The 18,105-nt window shown below is 70.5% G+C and carries 16 protein-coding genes; 9 read left to right on the forward strand and 7 right to left on the reverse strand.

What is annotated here, in order from left to right:
- Positions 1-75: 75 nt before the first annotated feature.
- The 5 genes from V6S85_RS17910 to V6S85_RS17930 form a co-directional block, all read right to left on the reverse strand.
- Entirely contained in the window at positions 76-1,524 is a 1,449-nt protein-coding gene (locus V6S85_RS17910; RefSeq protein ID WP_334349789.1) for an FAD-binding oxidoreductase, read from the reverse strand.
- An 89-nt stretch (positions 1,525-1,613) separates the two neighbouring features.
- Positions 1,614-1,961: a RidA family protein gene (locus V6S85_RS17915; RefSeq protein WP_116569088.1), complete on the reverse strand. Its 348-nt coding sequence runs from the start codon at positions 1,959-1,961 to the stop codon at positions 1,614-1,616.
- Between the two features lie 149 nt (positions 1,962-2,110).
- On the reverse strand, positions 2,111-2,539 hold the full coding sequence (locus tag V6S85_RS17920) for a thioredoxin domain-containing protein (protein ID WP_334349790.1): 429 nt from the start codon (positions 2,537-2,539) through the stop codon (positions 2,111-2,113).
- Positions 2,540-2,582: 43 nt separating this feature from the next.
- On the reverse strand, positions 2,583-2,819 hold the full coding sequence (locus tag V6S85_RS17925; RefSeq protein WP_116569086.1) for a helix-turn-helix domain-containing protein: 237 nt from the start codon (positions 2,817-2,819) through the stop codon (positions 2,583-2,585).
- A gap of 13 nt (positions 2,820-2,832) precedes the next feature.
- Positions 2,833-3,363: a DUF2975 domain-containing protein gene (locus V6S85_RS17930; RefSeq protein WP_116569085.1), complete on the reverse strand. Its 531-nt coding sequence runs from the start codon at positions 3,361-3,363 to the stop codon at positions 2,833-2,835.
- Positions 3,364-3,730: 367 nt separating this feature from the next.
- On the opposite strand from V6S85_RS17930, the gene rdgB reads away from it, so the two are divergent.
- The 9 genes from rdgB (at position 3,731) to V6S85_RS17975 (ending at position 13,978) form a co-directional block, all read left to right on the forward strand.
- Positions 3,731-4,336, forward strand: coding sequence for an RdgB/HAM1 family non-canonical purine NTP pyrophosphatase (gene rdgB, locus V6S85_RS17935; RefSeq protein WP_334349791.1), 606 nt, complete (start codon positions 3,731-3,733; stop codon positions 4,334-4,336).
- On the forward strand, positions 4,329-5,480 hold the full coding sequence (gene hemW, locus V6S85_RS17940) for a radical SAM family heme chaperone HemW (RefSeq protein ID WP_334349792.1): 1,152 nt from the start codon (positions 4,329-4,331) through the stop codon (positions 5,478-5,480). The genes rdgB and hemW overlap by 8 nt, the downstream gene beginning before the upstream one ends.
- Positions 5,481-5,535: 55 nt before the next feature.
- Entirely contained in the window at positions 5,536-6,408 is an 873-nt protein-coding gene (rsmI, locus tag V6S85_RS17945) for a 16S rRNA (cytidine(1402)-2'-O)-methyltransferase (protein WP_334349793.1), read from the forward strand.
- A complete protein-coding gene (locus tag V6S85_RS17950; RefSeq protein ID WP_116569081.1) occupies positions 6,405-6,809 on the forward strand; it encodes a YraN family protein in 405 nt (134 codons plus the stop codon). The genes rsmI and V6S85_RS17950 overlap by 4 nt, the downstream gene beginning before the upstream one ends.
- Positions 6,806-7,621 (forward strand): SirB1 family protein, encoded by an 816-nt coding sequence (locus V6S85_RS17955; RefSeq protein WP_116569080.1) that lies wholly within the window; start codon positions 6,806-6,808, stop codon positions 7,619-7,621. Before V6S85_RS17950 ends, V6S85_RS17955 begins: the two co-directional genes overlap by 4 nt.
- A 265-nt stretch (positions 7,622-7,886) precedes the next feature.
- On the forward strand, positions 7,887-8,840 hold the full coding sequence (gene gshB / locus V6S85_RS17960) for a glutathione synthase (RefSeq protein ID WP_101716777.1): 954 nt from the start codon (positions 7,887-7,889) through the stop codon (positions 8,838-8,840).
- 121 nt (positions 8,841-8,961) lie between these two features.
- On the forward strand, positions 8,962-10,500 hold the full coding sequence (locus V6S85_RS17965; RefSeq protein ID WP_334349794.1) for a YifB family Mg chelatase-like AAA ATPase: 1,539 nt from the start codon (positions 8,962-8,964) through the stop codon (positions 10,498-10,500).
- A 192-nt stretch (positions 10,501-10,692) separates the two neighbouring features.
- A complete protein-coding gene (locus tag V6S85_RS17970; RefSeq protein ID WP_116566020.1) occupies positions 10,693-12,222 on the forward strand; it encodes a response regulator in 1,530 nt (509 codons plus the stop codon).
- A 40-nt stretch (positions 12,223-12,262) separates the two neighbouring features.
- Positions 12,263-13,978 carry an AmpG family muropeptide MFS transporter gene (locus tag V6S85_RS17975; protein ID WP_334349795.1) on the forward strand — a complete coding sequence of 572 codons (1,716 nt, stop codon included), beginning with the start codon at positions 12,263-12,265 and terminating at the stop codon, positions 13,976-13,978.
- Positions 13,979-13,982: 4 nt separating this feature from the next.
- Here the strand turns inward: V6S85_RS17975 and V6S85_RS17980 are convergent, their stop codons facing one another.
- Both V6S85_RS17980 and V6S85_RS17985 read right to left on the reverse strand, forming a co-directional pair.
- Positions 13,983-15,734, reverse strand: coding sequence for a hypothetical protein (locus V6S85_RS17980; RefSeq protein ID WP_334349796.1), 1,752 nt, complete (start codon positions 15,732-15,734; stop codon positions 13,983-13,985).
- A gap of 315 nt (positions 15,735-16,049) precedes the next feature.
- Positions 16,050-17,951 (reverse strand): peptide MFS transporter, encoded by a 1,902-nt coding sequence (locus V6S85_RS17985; RefSeq protein ID WP_116566026.1) that lies wholly within the window; start codon positions 17,949-17,951, stop codon positions 16,050-16,052.
- Between the last annotated feature and the right edge of the window lie 154 nt (positions 17,952-18,105).

The following is an 18,105-nucleotide window of genomic DNA, read 5'->3' on the forward strand; positions in this document are numbered from 1 at the left end:
CTCCACGAAGTTCGTCCGCTTTTTCAACCCGCACGCGCTCGCGTCAACCGGAAGCTTCACCGGCTTGCCGCCGCCTCAGGCGACGTTCGCGAAATACCGATCCCACAAGGCGTTGCGGAACAGGCCGCCCGGATCGAGCCGCCGCTTCGTCTCCGCGAACCGCGCAAGGTTCGGATAGGCCCGCGCCATCTGGTCGGGCCGCGCATGCAGCCGGTAGGGCAGGTAGAACGACCCGCCGTGCGCCAGGGCGCTGTCGACCAGCCCCTGCGTCATCGCCCGCATCGCCGCCTCGGCCGCGTCGGTCTTCGGTTGCGAGAACGACATCACGCCGGCCACCCGCTCGCCCGGCGCGAAGGCCAGCACGCTGGTCGGGTCCGGCGCGACATAGCGCAGGGTGATGTTCAGGAGCTCCAGGCCCGACTTCGGGATGATCCGCCGGCAGTCCTCGAGGAAGCCGGCCAGCCCGTCCGGCGGCAGGAAGTATTCGTGCAGGATGTCGGTGCGGCGGCGGTCGTGGCCGGCCAGGGCGCTGACCGGCAGTGCGATCAGGGCGTTGCGGGTGACGACCTTGGGCTCCAGGCGCGGCTTGAGCTCGGTCTCGGCCCACCACCGCGTCTCCTTCCAGGCGTCAGAGCCGATCTGGGCGCGATAGACCTGGCGGGCGACCCCGGCCATGGCCTCGGAGCCGCCGGCCAGCGGCCTGGGCGCAACTTCCACCGGCCGGTAGACGGCCATCAGCGCCTTCTCCAGAAAGTCGCGCCGGGCCACCGACAGCCGGCCATAGGCCATGACCACGCCCGGCGCCTTCACCGCCCCGGCGAAGCGCGCCCCAAAGTCCCGCGCGGGCATCTCCTCGTAGCGCGGCGCCAGGCTCGTGTTGCGCGCCATCTCGACCTCGAGGTCCAGGATCACCCCCACCAGGCCGTAGCCGCCCATGGCCAGGGCGAAAAGCTCGGGCTCGACCTCTCTCGAACACCGCGCCACCCGGCCGTCGGCCAGCAGGAGGGTGGCGGCCCGCACCGTCGAGCCCATTGGCCCGAGAGGCGCGGCCCAGCCGTGGGCGTTGACGCTGAACGTCCCGCCCAGGGTGAAGTCGCTGTTGGACTGGGTGACCTTGGGCGCGAAACCCAGCGGGTCGAGCACGGCGATCACGTCGCGCCAGCGCGTCCCGGCATGGGCGCGATAGGTCAGGCTCGCCGCGTCGGCCGCGCAGCCGCCCGTATCGAAGGTGACGGCGGTTCCGCCCCCCGCCAGGCTCTGCCCGCCCATCGAGTGGCGCGCGCCGCCGACGCAGACCGGGCGACCGGCGGCCGCGGCGTCCTTCAGCTCGCGCCGCAGCGCCTCGACCAGCGCCTTGTCGGGCCTGGCCTGCACGAGGCGGGCGACCCGCGTGGCGTTCAGGCCGCTGGCGTCGTCGAGGACCAGGGGATCGGCCGCCGCGCTCGCGCCCTCCGCCGACGCCAAGGCCCCCGCGCCGGCCAGGACCGCGCCTGCGATCTCGCGCCGAGTAAGCCCGTCCGACATGTCGACTTCTCCCCACGCCTCGCGCGGCGGACCTTAGCCGTTCGGTTGCGAAGGTCGAGCCCTCGCGCCAGGTGTGATCGAGACCGGTCCTAGCGCGCCGCGATCGCCGTCATCTCGACCGCCATGGTCGGCCGCGCCAGCCGCGCTTCCACCGTCGCCCGGGCCGGCGGGTTGTCGCTGTCCACCCAGGCGTCCCAGGCCTGATTCATCTCGTCGAAGCCGGCCATGTCGGCCAAGTAGATGGTGACGCTGAGCAGCTTGTCCTTGCTGGAACCAGCCTGCGCCAGGGTGTCGTCGATCTGGGCGAGCACTTCCTTGGTCTGCTCCAGCACCGACTGACCGCGGGTCTCCTCGGCCACGTGGCCCGACAGGTACACCACGCCGTTGAAGACCACCGCGTCGCTCCACCGCGCCGCCTTGCCGATACGTTCGATCATCTTGGACCTTCCCTCCAAATGCTCCCTTCCCCCTTGATGGGGGAAGGGTCGGGGATGGGGGTGATCCACCACGTAGGCCCTTACGCCAAGCGCCAACCGCCGCAGTCACCCCCACCCCTGCCCCTCCCCCATCAAGGGGGAGGGGAAACTCAACCCAGCGCCCGACGGGTCCAGTCGACGATCTGCGGCGCGCTCATCAGGCCGGCCGAGCGGGCGACCACCGCATTGTCGCGGAACAGGATCAGGGCGGGGATGCTGCTGACGCCCAAGGCCGAGGCCAGCGCCGGGTGGGCTTCGGAGTTCAGTTTCAGCAGGCGCACGCCCGGCTCCAGCTTGCCGGCCGCGGCGGCGTAGTTGGGAGCCATGGCCCGGCAGGGTCCACACCACGGAGCCCAGACGTCGAGCAGCACGGCCGCGCCCTTGGTCAGGCGGCGGTGGCGGTCGAGCCCGGCGGCGTCGACCTCGATCGGCATGGCCGTGAAGACGGCGTTCTTGCAGCGACCGCACCTGGCCGCGGCGGGGTCGCGGTCTTCGGGCAGGCGATTGGCCGCCCCGCAGGATGGACAGACGATTTGCATGGGCCACAGGTGTGGCCCGCCCGCCGGGTTCGCAAGGCTGGCGTCAGCTCCCGTCGCCTTCGCCGCCGTCGCCAGGACCGTGCTCGAAGGTCATCAGGTCGCCCGGCTGGCAGCCCAGCTCGCGGCACAGGGCGTCGAGCGTCGAGAAGCGGATGGCCCGCGCCTTGCCGGTCTTCAGGATCGACAGGTTGGCCAGCGTCACCCCGACGCGGTCGGACAGTTCGGTCAGCGACATGCGGCGTTCCAGCAGCACGCGGTCGAGATTTACGCGGATGGACATGCGAAGCTCGCGATCAGATGGTCAGTTCGGCTTCGCGGCGAAGGCGGGCGCCCTCGCGGAAGACCTCGGCCAGGACGAAGACGACCAGGACCGAGAACCAGGCGGTGAGGGTGAAGGATCCCTCGGACGGCTTTTCGCCGCCAACCAGGATGCGGGTCAGGGCCGACAGCACGTAGCGGCCGATCTCCAGGCAGGCCAGAACCACGCCCATCACCCGCAGGCGCCGCACGTTGTCGGGGTGGAACGGGTCGCCCAGGATCATGGTGGCGAAGATCTTGCGCAGGCGCTCGACGATGGCCATCCAGCCGCCCGACATCAGCGCCCAGCCGCCCAGGGCCACGGCCGCGCCGGCGCCGTACTTGCGCAGCATGCCGGCCGCCTCGGCCGGCAGCATCGAGGCCAGCAGGTCCGGATTGAAGCTGAGCAGCAGCACCAGCACCGTCACCAGGGCCAGGAAACTGACCCAGACCCACAGCGCGTAGTAGCTGACGTCGAGAATGATCTTCAGGAAGCTCGATACCGAGCCTGGCCCCAAGGCGCGCATGGGCTTGTGTCCCCGCCAACAGCGACTCGCCTCCCCAGGCGGCCGCGGGATTGAAGTCTAGAGCGTGTGGGCCAGGAACGTCACGGCCGAGATCGGAAGACCCGCGATCAGCACCAGGGTCGCCAGGCGGACGGCCGAGGATTCCAGGAGGCTGAACAGACGGGGCAGCGTCATCTTGCGGTTCCGGACAGGGGCGGATCGACGGCCGGCGCGGGGCCTTCCTCGATGTCGCCAGGATCGCCGGTCCTTGGCCATCGAACAATGTCGCTTATCGATAAACGATATTAAACTTTCGCAATGATCCGCCCTTGCGGCGCGGGCCTCGCGGAGGTCTAAACACGCTCGGTTTCCGTCCGAGGAGTGTGCGATGACCCTGAAACTGATCAACGGCCAGAAGATCGTCGCCGCCACCCACAATCCGGGCAAGGCCAAGGAGCTGGCCGCCCTGCTCGACGGCCGCTTCGAAGTTCTGGCCGCCGGCGCGCTGGGCCTGCCCGAGCCGGACGAGACCGAGACGACCTTCGTCGGCAACGCCCTGCTCAAGGCCCGCCACGCCGCCGACCTGTCGGGCGAGGTTTCCCTGGCCGACGATTCCGGCATGTCGGTCGCCGCGCTGGACGGCGCGCCGGGCATCTATTCGGCCCGCTGGGCCGGTCCGGGCAAGGACTTCGCCATGGCCATGGACAAGGTGGCCGAGCGCATCGAGGAGACGGGCTCGGAGGACATGAGCGCCTGGTTCACCTGCGCGCTCGCCGTCGCCTGGCCGAACGGCGGCCCGGCGGTGGTGGTGCAGGGCGAGGTGCACGGGACCCTCGTGTTCCCGGCCCGCGGCGACAAGGGTTTCGGCTACGATCCGATCTTCGTGCCGAACGGCTACGACCAGACCTTCGGCGAGATGGAGCCGCACCAGAAGGACGCCATGAGCCACCGCGCCGTGGCCTTCGAGAAGCTGAAGGCGGCGCTGTTTGAGTGACGGCCTGCCTCCCCTGGGCCTCTACATCCACTGGCCCTACTGCGCCCGCATCTGCCCCTATTGCGACTTCAACGTCGTGCGCGACCGGGGCCGGACGGACGAGCAGGCGGCGCTGGCCGACGCCATAATCGCCGACATGACCGCCCAGCGCGCCCTCACCGGACCGCGCCGCCTACTGTCGATCTTCTTCGGCGGCGGCACGCCCTCGCTGATGGATCCGGCGGCCGTCGCCCGCGTCATCGAGACGGCCAAGGCCCTGTGGACGCCGGACGGCGACCTGGAGATCAGCCTCGAGGCCAATCCCACCGACGCCGAGGCCGGCCGCTTCGAGGCGCTGGCCCAGGCGGGCGTGGCGCGGCTGTCCCTGGGCGTCCAGGCGCTGGACGACGCCTCGCTGAAGATGCTGGGCCGCAACCACGACGCCGGCTCGGCCCGGCGGGCGATCGCCACGGCCGCGCGCCTCTTCCCGCGCCTGTCGGTCGACCTGATCTACGCCCGCCCGGGCCAGACCGACGCGGCCTGGCGCGAGGAACTGGCGCAGATGCTGGCCTTCGGCCCCGAGCACGTCTCGCCCTACCAGCTGACCATCGAGGCCGGCACCGCCTTCGACCGCGCCGTCGGCCGGGGAAAGATCGTCCCGCCCGACGAGGACCTGGCCGCCCAGCTGTTCGAAACCACGCAGGAGGTGCTGGAGGCCGCGGGCTTCGACGCCTACGAGGTGTCGAACCACGCCCGCGGCCCGGCCGCCCGCTCGCGCCACAACCTCGTCTACTGGCGGGGCGTCGACTATGTGGGCGTCGGCCCCGGCGCCCACGGCCGCCTGACGCTGGAGAGCGGCAAGGTCGCCACCACCGCCCGCGCCAGGATCGCCGACTACATCGCCGCCGTGGCCCAAGACGGAACCGGCTTCGAGCGCGAGGACCTCACCCCCGTCGAGGCCGCCGAGGAGCGCCTGCTCCTGGGCCTGCGCATCGACGACGGCGTCGCCTTCGCCGAGATGGCCGCTCTGGACCTGTCGCCAGACACGCCCAAGGTGAAATCGCTGGTCGAGGCGGGACTTCTGGTCGATGACCCGGCGAGGTTGCGCGCCACGCGCCAAGGCCGATTGCTCCTCGACCGGCTGACAGGCGTGCTCGCGACCTGATAACGTCTCGCTTCACGGGCCCTGGCCCGGCCCACTCAACGGAAAGTACCGCCGCTTGAGCCGTTTGCTTCCCCCGCCCGTCCTGTCCGACGCCCCGCTCGCGCCCGGCCTCTACCTGGTCGCTACGCCGATCGGGAACCTGCGTGACATCACCCTGCGGGCGCTCGACGTACTGGCCGCCTGCGACCTGCTGCTGGCCGAGGACACCCGGGTGACCGGCAAGCTGCTGTCGGCCTACTCGATCCGCACCAGGCTGGAGCGCCACGACGAGCACGTGGCCGAGCGCGCCATCCCGGCGATCCTGGAGCGCCTGGCGGCCGGCGAGCGCGTGGCCCTGGTGTCGGACGCCGGCACGCCGATGGTGTCGGATCCCGGCTACCGCCTGGCCCGCGAGGCCATCGCGGCCGGCCATCCGGTGTTCCCGATCCCCGGCGCCTCGGCGGCCCTGGCGGCCCTGACCCTGGCCGGCCTGCCCACCGACCGCTTCCTGTTCGCCGGCTTCCCGCCGCCCAAGAGCGGCGCCCGCCGCACCTTCTTCGAGGAATTCGCCAACGTCCGCGCCACCCTGATCTTCTTCGAGGGCGCCTCGCGGGTGGACGACACGCTGGCCGACATGGCCGCGGTGTTCGGCGCCGATCGTCCGGGCGCGGTGTGCCGCGAGCTGACCAAGCTCTACGAGACCTGCGTGCGCGGTCCGCTGGGCGAACTGGCCGTCGATCCCCGCTTCGAGGCCCCCAAGGGCGAGATCGTCATCCTGGTGGGCCCTGGCGAGGAGAAGGCCGCCAGCGCCGACGACGCCGAGGCCGCCCTGCGCGAGGCCATGACCCGCCTGCCGCTGGGCGAGGCCGCGTCGGAGGTGGCCAAGGCGCTGGGCCTGTCGCGCAAGGACCTCTACCGCCAGGCCCTGGCCCTGAAGGAGGCCGGATGACGGCCCCGCCGCTGCGCGAGATCCGCAAGGTCCGCGGCGCGGCCGCGCGACGTTCGGGCCGGCGCGCCGAGGCCTGGGCGGCGGCCTGGCTGATGCTGAAGGGCTACCGCATCCTGGGCTTCCGCCTGGCGACCCGGGCGGGCGAGATCGACATCCTGGCGCAACGCGGACGCGTCTTGATCGTTGTCGAGGTCAAGAGTCGGACGAGCCTGGAGGCGGCGCTGGAGGCGGTGAGCTTCGAACAACGGATGCGCCTGCGCCGCGCCGGCGCGCTGGCCGCGGCGACGCGCGCCGGCCTCAAGGGCATGGCCGTGCGCCTGGACCTGCTGGCGATGACGCCCGGCCGGCCGCCCCGCCACGTGCCCGACGCCTGGCCGGATGACGGGAGGGCCTTCGCATGACCCGCGACGAGGCCGAAGCCACCCTGACCCGCGCCGGCGAGCTCGACGACGAAGCCTTCCCGCTGTTCGAGGCGGCCCTGGCCTGCGCCGCGCACGACGACCCCGACCGCGACGAGCAGCCGGCCCTGGATCTGGCCCGCTCGGCGGTCGAGCGCCTGAAGGCGCGCATGCAGAGCGAGTCGCCCGAGGAGGCCATCGCCGAGGCCATGGCCGGCGACCTGCGCCTGACCGGCGACCTTCTGACCTACGACCACCCCGACAACGCCGACGTCATCGCCATCGCCGAGCGCCGCAAGGGCCTGCCGGTGGCGCTGGGGGTGTTCTACATCCACGCCGCCCGCGAGGTGGGGCTGGACGTCAACGGCGTCGACTTCCCCGGTCACTTCCTGCTGCGCATCGAGACCGACGAGGGCCCCCTGGCGCTGGATCCGTTCAGCGAGGGCCGGGTGGTGCTGCCGTCCGAGCTGTCACGCCGCGCCCTGCGCACCGGCCTGATGCCCGACGTCGCGGCAAGGCTGGACCAGCTGATGGCCCCGATCTCGGACCGCGCCGTCTTGATCCGCCTGCAGAACAACATCTTCGCCCGCGCCCAGCAGTCGCGCGACTGGGCCCGCGCCGAGCGCTCGGCCCTGCGCCGCGCCCTGCTCGACCCCACCGACCACCACCCCTGGCTCGACGTCGCCGCCGCCCGCGAGGGCCAGGGCGCCCTGGCCGGGGCCCTGCAGGCGCTGTCCCGCGCCCAGACGCTGGATGGGGGAGCGACCATTGCCGCGCGGGCCGCGCGGGAGCGGGTGCGGCTGAGGCTGAACTGATCCCTCTCCCCTTGCGGGAGAGGGTGGCCTCCGAAGGAGGTCGGGTGAGGGGTCGAAAAGCCTTATCAGCCGCGACAGGCGGATCGATCAGGCGCCACGGTCAGTTCTGAGAGACCCCTCATCCGCCGGCTGCGCCGCCACCTTCTCCCGCATGGGGAGAAGGATTCACGCACCGCCCCTCGCAATCGCGCCGCTTCGACTTAACTAGACACCTGCGCCCGAGAACCGTGTACCTGTGCGGCGCGAACCAACATCCGGAGTCGTCATGTCGCTGAGAGTCGCCGTCCAGATGGATCCCGTCCTGGGGATCAACATCGACACCGACACCACCTTCCTGATGATGATGGAAGCCAAGATCCGCGGCCACAAGCTGTGGTTCTACACGCCCGACAAGCTGTCGCTGGAGGACGGCCGCGTCTTCGCCCGCGCCCAGCCGCTGGAGGTGTTCGCCGAGAAGGGCGCCCACGCCAAGCTCGGCGAGACCGTGCTGCTCGACATGAAGGACGACGTCGACGTGGTGCTGATGCGCCAGGATCCGCCGTTCGACATGGCCTACATCACCGCCACGCACTTCCTGGAGAAGGTGCATCCGCACACGCTGGTGGTGAACAACCCGGCCGAGGTGCGCAACGCGCCCGAGAAGCTGTTCGTCACCGATTTCCCGGGCGTGCAGCCGCCGACCCTGATCACGTCGGACCACGAGGCGATCTACGACTTCCGCGCCCGCCACGGCGACATCGTGCTCAAGCCCCTCTATGGCGGCGGCGGCTCGGGCGTGGCTCGTCTGCTGGCGGACGATCCCAATCTCGACGCCCTCCTGGAGCTGCACGCCATGATCGGCCGCGAGCAGGTCATCGCCCAGAAGTTCGTCCCGGCCGTGAGCAAGGGCGACAAGCGCGTGCTGCTGGTCGACGGCGAGCCGGTCGGCGCCATCAACCGCGTGCCGGCCGCCGGACAGGTGCGCTCGAACCTGCGCGTCGGCGGCCGCGCCGAGGCCGTCGAGCTGACCGCCCGCGACAAGGAACTGTGCGCCATCATCGGCCCGGAACTGAAGAAGCGCGGCCTGCTGTTCGTCGGCATCGACGTGATCGGCGACTACCTGACCGAGATCAACGTCACCTCGCCCACCGGGGCCCAGCAGCTCAAGCGGTTCAGCGGCATCGACGCCGCTGCGGTGCTCTGGGATCGGATCGAAACCATCCGATCAACCCCTGCTTGAGGAAGTCGCCGTAGACGACTGAATCGTCACACTTTCCTGAAACGTTCATTTTTCGTTCTTGCTCCGAGCCGACAGCCATGCTTGGCTTGTGGATAAGTCGAACGTTGTTTCAGGGGGAGCGATGGCGGCAAAGGTCGTCACGGTTGCGTTCGAGGGCGTCGAGGCGCGCCGCGTCGACGTCGAGGTGCAGCTGACCGGCGGCGTCGTCGCCTTCGCCGTGGTCGGCCTGCCCGACAAGGCCGTGGCCGAAAGCCGAGAGCGGGTGCGCGGCGCCTTCGCCGGCCTTGGCCTGTCGATGCCGGGCAAGCGCATCGTCGCCAACCTGGCCCCCGCCGACCTTCCCAAGGAAGGCACCCATTTCGACCTGCCCATCGCCCTGGCCCTGCTGGGCGTCATGGGCGTGATCCCGCCCGACGCGCTCGACGGCTGGGCGGCTATGGGCGAGCTGTCGCTGGACGGCCGCATCGTCGCCTGCGCCGGCGCCCTGCCCGCGGCCATGGCGGCCGGGTCCATGGAGCTGGGACTGATCTGCCCCGAGGCCTGCGGGCCCGAGGCGGCCTGGGCCGGCGGCACGCGGATCCTGGCGCCCCGCTCGCTGGTGGCGCTGATCAACCACTTCCGGGGCAGTCAGGTCCTGGGCTCCCCCGCGCCCGGCCCGGTGATCGAGGGGGAGCGGGCGAAAGACCTGCGCGACGTCAAGGGCCAGGAGCAGGGCAAGCGCGCGCTCGAGATCGCCGCGGCCGGGGGCCACAATCTCCTGTTCGTCGGCCCGCCGGGCTCGGGCAAGTCGATGCTGGCCCAGCGCCTGCCCGGCCTGCTGCCGCCGCTGACCTCGCAGGAACTGCTGGAGACCTCGATGGTCCATTCGGTGGCCGGGCTGATCGCCAGGGGCGCGCTGACCAGGGCCCGGCCGTTCCGCAGCCCGCACCACAGCGCCAGCATGGCCGCCCTCACCGGCGGCGGCCTGCGCGCCAAGCCCGGCGAGGTGTCGCTGGCTCATAACGGCGTGCTGTTCCTTGATGAACTCCCTGAATTCGGCGTCCAGGCCTTGGACAGCCTGCGCGCGCCGCTGGAAACGGGCGAGGTGATGGTCGCCCGCGCCAACGCCCACATCCGCTATCCGGCCCGGGTGCAGCTGGTGGCGGCGATGAACCCCTGCCGCTGCGGCCACGGCGGGGCCGGGCGCGGCGCCTGCGGCAAGGCCCCGCGCTGCATCCGCGACTATCAGGGCCGGGTGTCAGGGCCGCTGATGGACCGCATCGACCTGGCCGTCGACATGCCCGCCGTCACCGCCGCCGACCTGGCCCTGCCCGCCGCCAGCGAGGGCTCGGCCGAGGTCGCCGCTCGGGTCTCGACCGCCCGCCGGCTTCAGGCGCAGCGCGCCGAAGACGTCATGCCCGGAACGCCCGAGACGCTGAACGGCCGGGCAGAGGGCGAACTGCTGGAGCGCATCTGCGCCCTCGACGAAGCCGGCCGCGCCCTGCTGACCCGCGCCGCCGAAGCCGGCCGCATCAGCGCCCGCGGCTGGACCCGCACCCTGCGCCTGGCCCGCACCATCGCCGACCTCGAAGGCGCGGGCTCGGTGAAGCGGGTCCACGTGGCCGAAGCCCTGGCGCACCGGCGAACGAGCACCGCGGGGGAGATGGAGGGGGTAGTCTAGGAACCTCCCCCTGTGGGGGAGGCGGCCGAAGGCCGGCGGGGGGCCATCTTCAGCTTCCGGGAAGCCGGCTGATTTTCTGATTACTCCCCCCACCGATCGCTACGCGATCGCCTCCCCCCACAGGGGGAGGTTCCTGAAGCATCGCCCCCGCCTCCACCGCCCCTTAACCCCCGCGCCCTACACTCCCGCGCCATGACCAAGACCCGCGACGCCGTCTCCGCCGAGCAACTGGCCACCCTGAGCCACGAGTTCCGCACGCCCCTGAACGGGGTGCTGGGCATGGCGCGTCTGTTGGAAAATACCCGCCTGACCGCCGAGCAGCGCTCCTATGTCGCGGCCCTGCGCGAGAGCGGCGACCACCTGCTCTCCCTGGTCAACGACGTGCTGGACTTCGCGCGCCTGGGCGCCACGGCGCTGGAGCTGCATCTGGCGCCCGTCTCGCCCGAGGACCTGCTGCGCCAGGTGGCCGAGCTGATGAGCCCGCGCGCCCACGAGAAGGGCATCGAGATCGCCTGGGCGGTCGAGCGCGGCCTGCCGCCGCTGCTGGCCGACGAAGGCCGTCTGCGCCAGGTGCTGTTGAATTTCGCCGGCAACGCCGTGAAGTTCACCGAAAAAGGCGGCGTGCTGATCACCGCCCGCGACGCCGGCGCCGGCCGCGTGCGCTTTTCGGTGGCCGATACCGGTCCGGGCGTCGCCCCCGAGGCGCGCGAGAAGATTTTCGAGGCCTTCGTCCAGACCGACCCGTCGCACCAGGCCCAGCTGGGCGGCGCGGGGCTGGGCCTGGCCATCGTCGCCCGCCTGGCCGGCGCCATGGACGGCGAGGCCGGCGTCGCGGAAAACCCCGGCGGCGGCGCCGACTTCTGGTTCGAGGCCCCGTTCGAACGCCATCACGAGGTCCCGGCGGCCCCGCCGCTGGAAGGCCGGTTCGTCGCCGTCGTCTCGCCCAACCCCGTGGTCCGCGAGGCGGTCGGCGCCCAGGCCATCGCCAGCGGCGCCTGGGTGAAGAACCTCGCGGGCCTCGACAAGGTCGAGACCCTGCCGGCCCAGACCGTGCTGCTGGTCGACGCGGCCCTGGCCGGTCCGCTGGCCGCGCCCGCCGGCCGCGCCGCCGTGGCCATGCTCACCCCCGACCAGCGCGACCTGATCCCCAACCTCTCCAAGGCCGGCTTCTCGGGCTACCTGATCAAGCCGCTGCGCCGCACCTCGCTGGCCGCCCAGGTGCTGGGCGCCAAGCCGATCGACGCGGCGCTGGAAGCCATCGTCACCCCGGCCGAGGCGCAGGACGACCGCATCGCCCCGGCCGCCGCGCCGGGCGCCCGCGTGCTGCTGGCCGAGGACAATCCGATCAACGCCCTCCTGGCCCGCACCCTGCTGGAGCGCGAAGGCTGTACGGTCGACCGCATCGCCAGCGGCGACGAGGCCGTGGCCGCCCTGTCGCGCGGGACCTACGACCTGGTGTTCATGGACCTGCGCATGCCAGGCCTGAACGGCCTGGAGGCCACCCGCGCCGTCCGCGCCAAGGGCGTCGACACCCCGATCCTGGCCCTGACCGCCGACGCCTTCGACGAGGACCGCCGCCAGTGCCTGACGGCCGGCATGGACGACTTCCTGGTCAAGCCGCTGACCCCCGCCGCCCTGCGCGACGCCCTTTCCCGCTGGACCGGTCCGGACCGCCCGCGCCGCTGGACGAACGACGCGACGCGCGCCAAGGTCGCCGGCTGACGGGACGGTCCCAGCCTCCCCGTCCACTCCGGGGAAGACCATGACCGAGCAGAGCAAGAGCGAAGCGACCGCTGCGCCCAGGAAGAGCCTGGCCGGCGCCCTGGCGGTGTTCGGCGAGCGCAGGGCGCTGGCCCTGCTGGGCCTCGGCTTCGCCTCCGGCCTGCCCTACATGCTGATCTTCGACACCCTGTCGCTGTGGCTGCGCGACTCGGGCCTGTCGCTGGCGGTGATCGGCTTCTTCAGCCTGGCCACCCTGTCGTTCTCGCTGAAGTTCCTGTGGGCGCCGCTGATCGACCGCACGAAGATCCCGGTGCTGCACGGCCTGCTGGGCCATCGCCGCGCCTGGATGCTGGTCTGCCAGGCCGGGATCATGCTGGGTCTATGGACGATCTCGACCCTGAACCCCGCTACCAATCTGGGTCTGCTGGCCGCCCTGGCGGTGCTGACCGGCTTCTTCACCGCCAGCCAGGACATCGTCATCGACGCCTGGCGCATCGAAGTGGCCGACGCCGAGCGCCAGGGCCCGATGGCCGTGGCCGTGCAGTGGGGCTATCGCGGAGCCATGGTCGTGGCCGGCGCCGTGCCGCTGATTCTCGCCGAGCGCTTCGGCTGGAACTTCTCCTACGCGCTGATGGCCCTGGCGGTGCTGATCGGCGTCGCCGCCACCCTGTGGGCCCCGCGCGAGGCGGCCCACACGATCCGCCCGATCCATACCGACGACGTCGCCCAGCCCCAGGCCCTGGTGGTGCTCGAGTGGCTGGCGCGCCTGGCGATCATCGCGTTCGGCGCCTTGATCCTGGGGTCGGGCCTGGCGGGCGACGCCGACCTGCTGTCGAAGATCGTCGGCGGCGAAACCCTGGCCGAAGCCTGGAAGGCCAAGCCCAACGGCGTCTGGCTGCAACTGCTGGGCGCCCTCACGGGCCTCGGCGTCATCGTGCTGGCCGCCTGGCCGATCCCCGGCCTGCGCACCAAGCCCGGCGTCTACCTGTCGACCGCCCTGGGCTCGCCGCTGAAGGATTTCATGACCCGCTTCTCGGGCGTCGCCGGCCTGATCCTGGCGGCGATCTGCATCTACCGGGTGTCGGACTTCGTGCTCAACATCATGAACCCGTTCTATCGGGACATGGGCTTCTCGCTCACCGAGATCGCCGAGATCCGCAAGGTGTTCGGCATCATCGCCTCGATGATCGGCGTGTTCCTGGGCGGGGTGATCGTCGCCCGCTTCGGCCTGATGAAGGCCCTCATCATCGGCGCCTTCGCCCAGCCGATCAGCAACCTGGGCTTCGCGGTCCTGGCCGTCAGCGGCCACAGCGTGCCGATGCTGTTCACCAGCATCTGCCTGGACAACATCTGCGGCGGCATCGCCGGCACGGCCCTGATCGCCTACATGTCCAGCCTGACCACAGCCGGCTTCACCGCCACCCAGTACGCCCTGTTCTCGTCGCTCTACGCCCTGCCGGGCAAGCTGGTGGCCTCGCAGTCGGGCCGCATCGTCGAGGCCTCGGCCGCCGCCGCCGAGCACGGCGCTCTGGCCGGCCTGAAGGGCCTGTTCGCCCGCACCCCGCCCGAGACCTTCGCCGCGGCCGGCGCCAAGCTGGGCGTCAGCGGCCAGGCCATGGGGGCGGGCTATGTGGCCTTCTTCATCTACACCGCCCTGATCGGGGTGGCCGCGATCATCCTGTCGTTCCTGGTCGCCGCCCGCCAGCCCAAGGTGCAGGCGGCCAAGGACGCGGCGGCGGCCTCGGCCGCCGCCTGATCCCTCACCCGCAGCTGCAGATCAGCGGGTAGTTGGTCGTGTCGGCGATGCTCGTCATTCCAAAATAGTCGACCAGCACCGACTCGGCCGTGCAGAAGGCGCCTTCGACCCAGGCCTGGTCGTTGGAATAGGCCTCGCCGATGATGAAGAGGTTGGCCGCCGCTGCCCCGGGCACCAGGCCCGTCGGCTGGCGGATCCGCTGCATCACGTCGCAGATGTCGTAGTGCGCGGCCCAGGCGTGGTAGCCGGCGCCGAACGGGTTCAGCGAGAAGTCGTTGAAGATCGCCTCGACCGGCCACGGAATCTGGTGGGCGGCGTTCGGATCGCCCCAATGCACCTTGGCCAGCTCCAGCAGCACCATGCGGATCATGGTGTCGGTGGCCTTGCGCGGGCCGAACAGCACCTGGTGGTCCTGGTCGATCGGCACCTTGCGGCGCTCGGTGACGTCGACCTCCAGCTCCTGCCAGAACTGCACGTACTGCATGTCGTCGTACGAGGCGAGGACGCCGTAGGCGGGGTTGGCCGCGCCGTCGCTGTTGTCGCCGAAATAGTAGACCTGGCGCAGCGGCAGGTCGGTGATGGTCGGGCCGAAGGTGTTGGGCGCGCCCGTCAGGCTGGGCGGATAGGGCACGCTGGGATCGTTCCACCACGGACGGTCGAAGAACAGCATCACCCGCATCGACGGCTGGCGGATCACCCCGTCGATATAGAGCTGCACGCCCTCGGCGTTGAGGATGTCGAGCGTGCCGTCGGGCATGTCGGCGTACTGCGTGGCCTCGGCCACCAGGTCCAGCGAGGCCGGCGGCATGGCCAGGAAGGCGTTCCCCGTCGTCTGCACCGCCCCGCCCTTGAACGGCGTCTCGGCGCTGGCCAGGCGGTAGTTGACCGTCTCGCCCTCCAGCCAGATCGAGTGCAGGCGGGTGCGCTGGGTCAGCTCGAAGGTCACGCCCGCCGCCTGGGCCGCCTTCAGGGTCTGCTGGTAGAGCTCGACGAAGACCTGGGAATAGCCGCCGCTGAGGGTCTTGAACGCCCCGCCGGGCGCGAACTCGCCGTTGTAGACGGCGGCGTTGGCGGCGTTCCAGTTGATGACGTTGGAGGTGTAGCCGCCGGCGTCCGCGGCGTACTCGTAGCCCTCGTTGCCGGCCTGGTCGTAGAAGACGTTCCAGTAGCCGATGTTGCCGGCGATCGAGCCCGGCGGATAGACGAACGAGTTGAAGGTCGGCGGCAGCCGGCCCGAGCCGTAGAAGGCGCACTGCTGGGCGCGGGTCTTCACTGGCGCGTCGCCGGTGATCAGGGCCGAGATGTTCGAGAACAGGGTGGCGGCCGGCTGCTCGTTGTTGCCCGGCGTGTTGTAGGGCGCGGGATGGGTCGCCAGGTCGTTCTGGTAGATGTGCTCCTCGCGCAGGAACAGCAGCGGATTGTCGGTGGTGTTGAAGTCGATGATCTTGCCGGCCAGGCCCAGCTTCTCGATGGTCAGGGTCACCAGTTGGTGGCCTTCGCTCTTGGTCGCGTCCCACTGGATGAAGCGCATGCCGCCGGCCTCGATATAGGACTGGCGCGGGTCGTCGTTGCAGAAGTGGGTGACGATGCGGCCGGCCGGCAGGCGCGTGCCCGAGCCCGGCCCGTCGAAGGCGTAGTCGCCCCACTCGTAGAGCTGGATCGTGTCGCCCGCGACGGCCTTGCCGCCGGTGACCAGCCGCCAGGCGGTGTAGAGGCCCGCCGGCCCGGCGCCAAAGATCGTGTAGGTCGTTCCCATGGCCGTCTCCCCGTTCGGCCGCGAGCGCGACCCTGACGTGCATCGGCGTCACTTCGCGCGACCGCTGAACAGGCGACTGTGCGAAACCCGACAGGAGGGGAAAGAAAACGAAAGTCCATCTCCTCCCCCGCCCGCGGGGGAGGGGGACCGGCCCAGCCGGTGGAGGGGGCGAGACTGGGCTCCGCGCTCTGTCCCTCGCCCCCTCCGTCACGTCGCCGATGGCGCCGCGCCACCTCCCCCGTTTCACGGTGGAGGAGTAAAAGAAAAGGCCCCGGATCGCTCCGGGGCCTTCGTCTTCAGGACGGATCGCGAAGATCAGTCGGCGACCGTGGCCGTGTCGGTCGGGGCGGCGTGGTGCTCGTCCGCGCCGTGCGACCACTTCTTGAGGAAGGGCGAGGCGATCAGGAACAGCACGCCGATGCCGGCGGCGATCAGGCCGATGACGTTGAACACCTGCAGCGAGGTGCGCAGCGCCGCTTCGGGGTCCAGCACCTGGCCGCCGACGGTTTCCACCGTCGTCAGGCCGGCGATGAAGCCGCCGACATACTGGGCGATGGCCACGGCCATGAACCACACGGCCATGATGAACGACACCATCGAGGCCGGCGACAGCTTGGTCATCTGCGACAGGCCCACGGGCGACATGCACAGCTCGCCGGTGGTGTGCAGCATGTACATCAGCACCAGGAAGAACAGCGGCATGCGGAAGGCGCCGTCGGCGAAGGTCGAGCCCCACTGCAGCACCAGGAAGCCGAGGCCCACCTGCAACAGCGCCAGGCCGAACTTGACGACCGGGTTCGGGTCCTTGTCGCGGCGGCCCAGGAAGGTCCACAGCGCCGCGAAGACCGGAGCGAAGATCAGGATCCAGCCGGCGTTCAGGGCCTGGGTCTGGGCGGCGTTGAAGCTGGAATCGATCCACAGCGTGCGGGCCGGGTCGATGGCGGCGGCCGCAAGCTGGGCGGGCGTGGCGAAGGTGACCGCGCCGCCGAACCACTGCACGGGGGCCGAGGTCAGGTTGAGGTTGACGTTGGTGGCCGCGAACAGGTTCAGCGACGAGCCGGCCTGCTCGAACAGGGTCCAGAACACCACCGCGCCGAAGATCAGGAACAGGGCCAGGGCCAGGCGCTCGCGCTCGACCTTCTGCACCTTGGCGAACATGAACCACAGGACGTAGCCGATCGAGCCGATCATGCCGGCCACCAGGGTCACGCCGACGATGGCGCTGCGCTGGACCAGGAAGAACACGCCCAGCACGCCGAGCAGCGACAGGGCGTAGATCAGGTGCTCGCGGGTCAGCGGACCGGCGACCTTCTCCTTCAGCTTCTTGGGCTCGGGCGCCTCGCCCTTGCCCAGCAGCCAGGGCTTGCCCAGCACGAAGACGACGAAGCCGGCCAGCATGCCCAGGCCGGCGAGGCCAAAGCCCGCCCACCAGCCGACCTTGATGCCCAGCAGGCCGCAGAGGATCGAGGCCCAGAACGAGCCGAGGTTGATGCCGTAGTAGTAGAGGGTGAAGCCCGGGTCGCGACGCGGGTCGCCTTGCGGGTACAGCTGGCCGACGATGGTCGAGATGTTGGGCTTGAGGAAGCCGACGCCGACGATGATCAGCGACAGCGCCAGCCAGAAGATGTTCAGGTAGGTCGGGTCACGGCCCTCGACGCCCAGCTGGTACTGGCCCTTGGGCAGCACGGCGGGCAGCGGGGCGGCGGCCGGCAGGTCCTTGATCTCGAAGTCGCCGGCCTTGGTGGCCGAGACGTCGTAGGGCTTGCCCGCGACCACCAGCTTGGCGACCCGTTCACCGCCACGGCCTTCGGCCTGGAACTGGTAGGTCTGGCCGGCATAGGTCAGGGTCTGGGTGGCGGGCTTGCCTTCCACCGCCATGGCCAGGTGGCCGGCGACCAGCAGGATCGCGCCGAAGGCAACGGCCTTGCGGGTGCCCAGCCACTTGTCGGCCAGGAAGCCGCCGATCAACGGCAGCAGGTAGACGAGGGAGGTGTAGGAGCCGTAGTGACCGTTGGCGACCTTCGGCTCGAAAAGGAAGTGCTGCGTCAGATAGAAGATCAGGATGGCCCGCATGCCGTAGTAGGAGAACCGCTCCCACATCTCGGCGAAGAACAGGATGATCAACCCTTTCGGGTGTTCCTTGATGAGCTGCAAAAAGACCGGCAGGCCCGTCACCAATGTGACGAGAATGCCGGCGACAACGACAATGCTATTCATTCTCGACCTTGACTGTATTTAAGTCAGATAGGGCGACGCCAACGGTCGTTTCGCCCTCCCCTCCCCGGTTCGCGGGGAGAAGATCACGCGGCTTTCCGTTTCACAAGCAAAGGCTTGCCGGGAGGGAGCGGTTGGGGCGCGCCGCGCGTTTCAC

The organism is Caulobacter sp. CCNWLW153 (genome assembly GCF_036889365.1).
In the GTDB taxonomy this organism is placed as follows: domain Bacteria; phylum Pseudomonadota; class Alphaproteobacteria; order Caulobacterales; family Caulobacteraceae; genus Caulobacter; species Caulobacter radicis.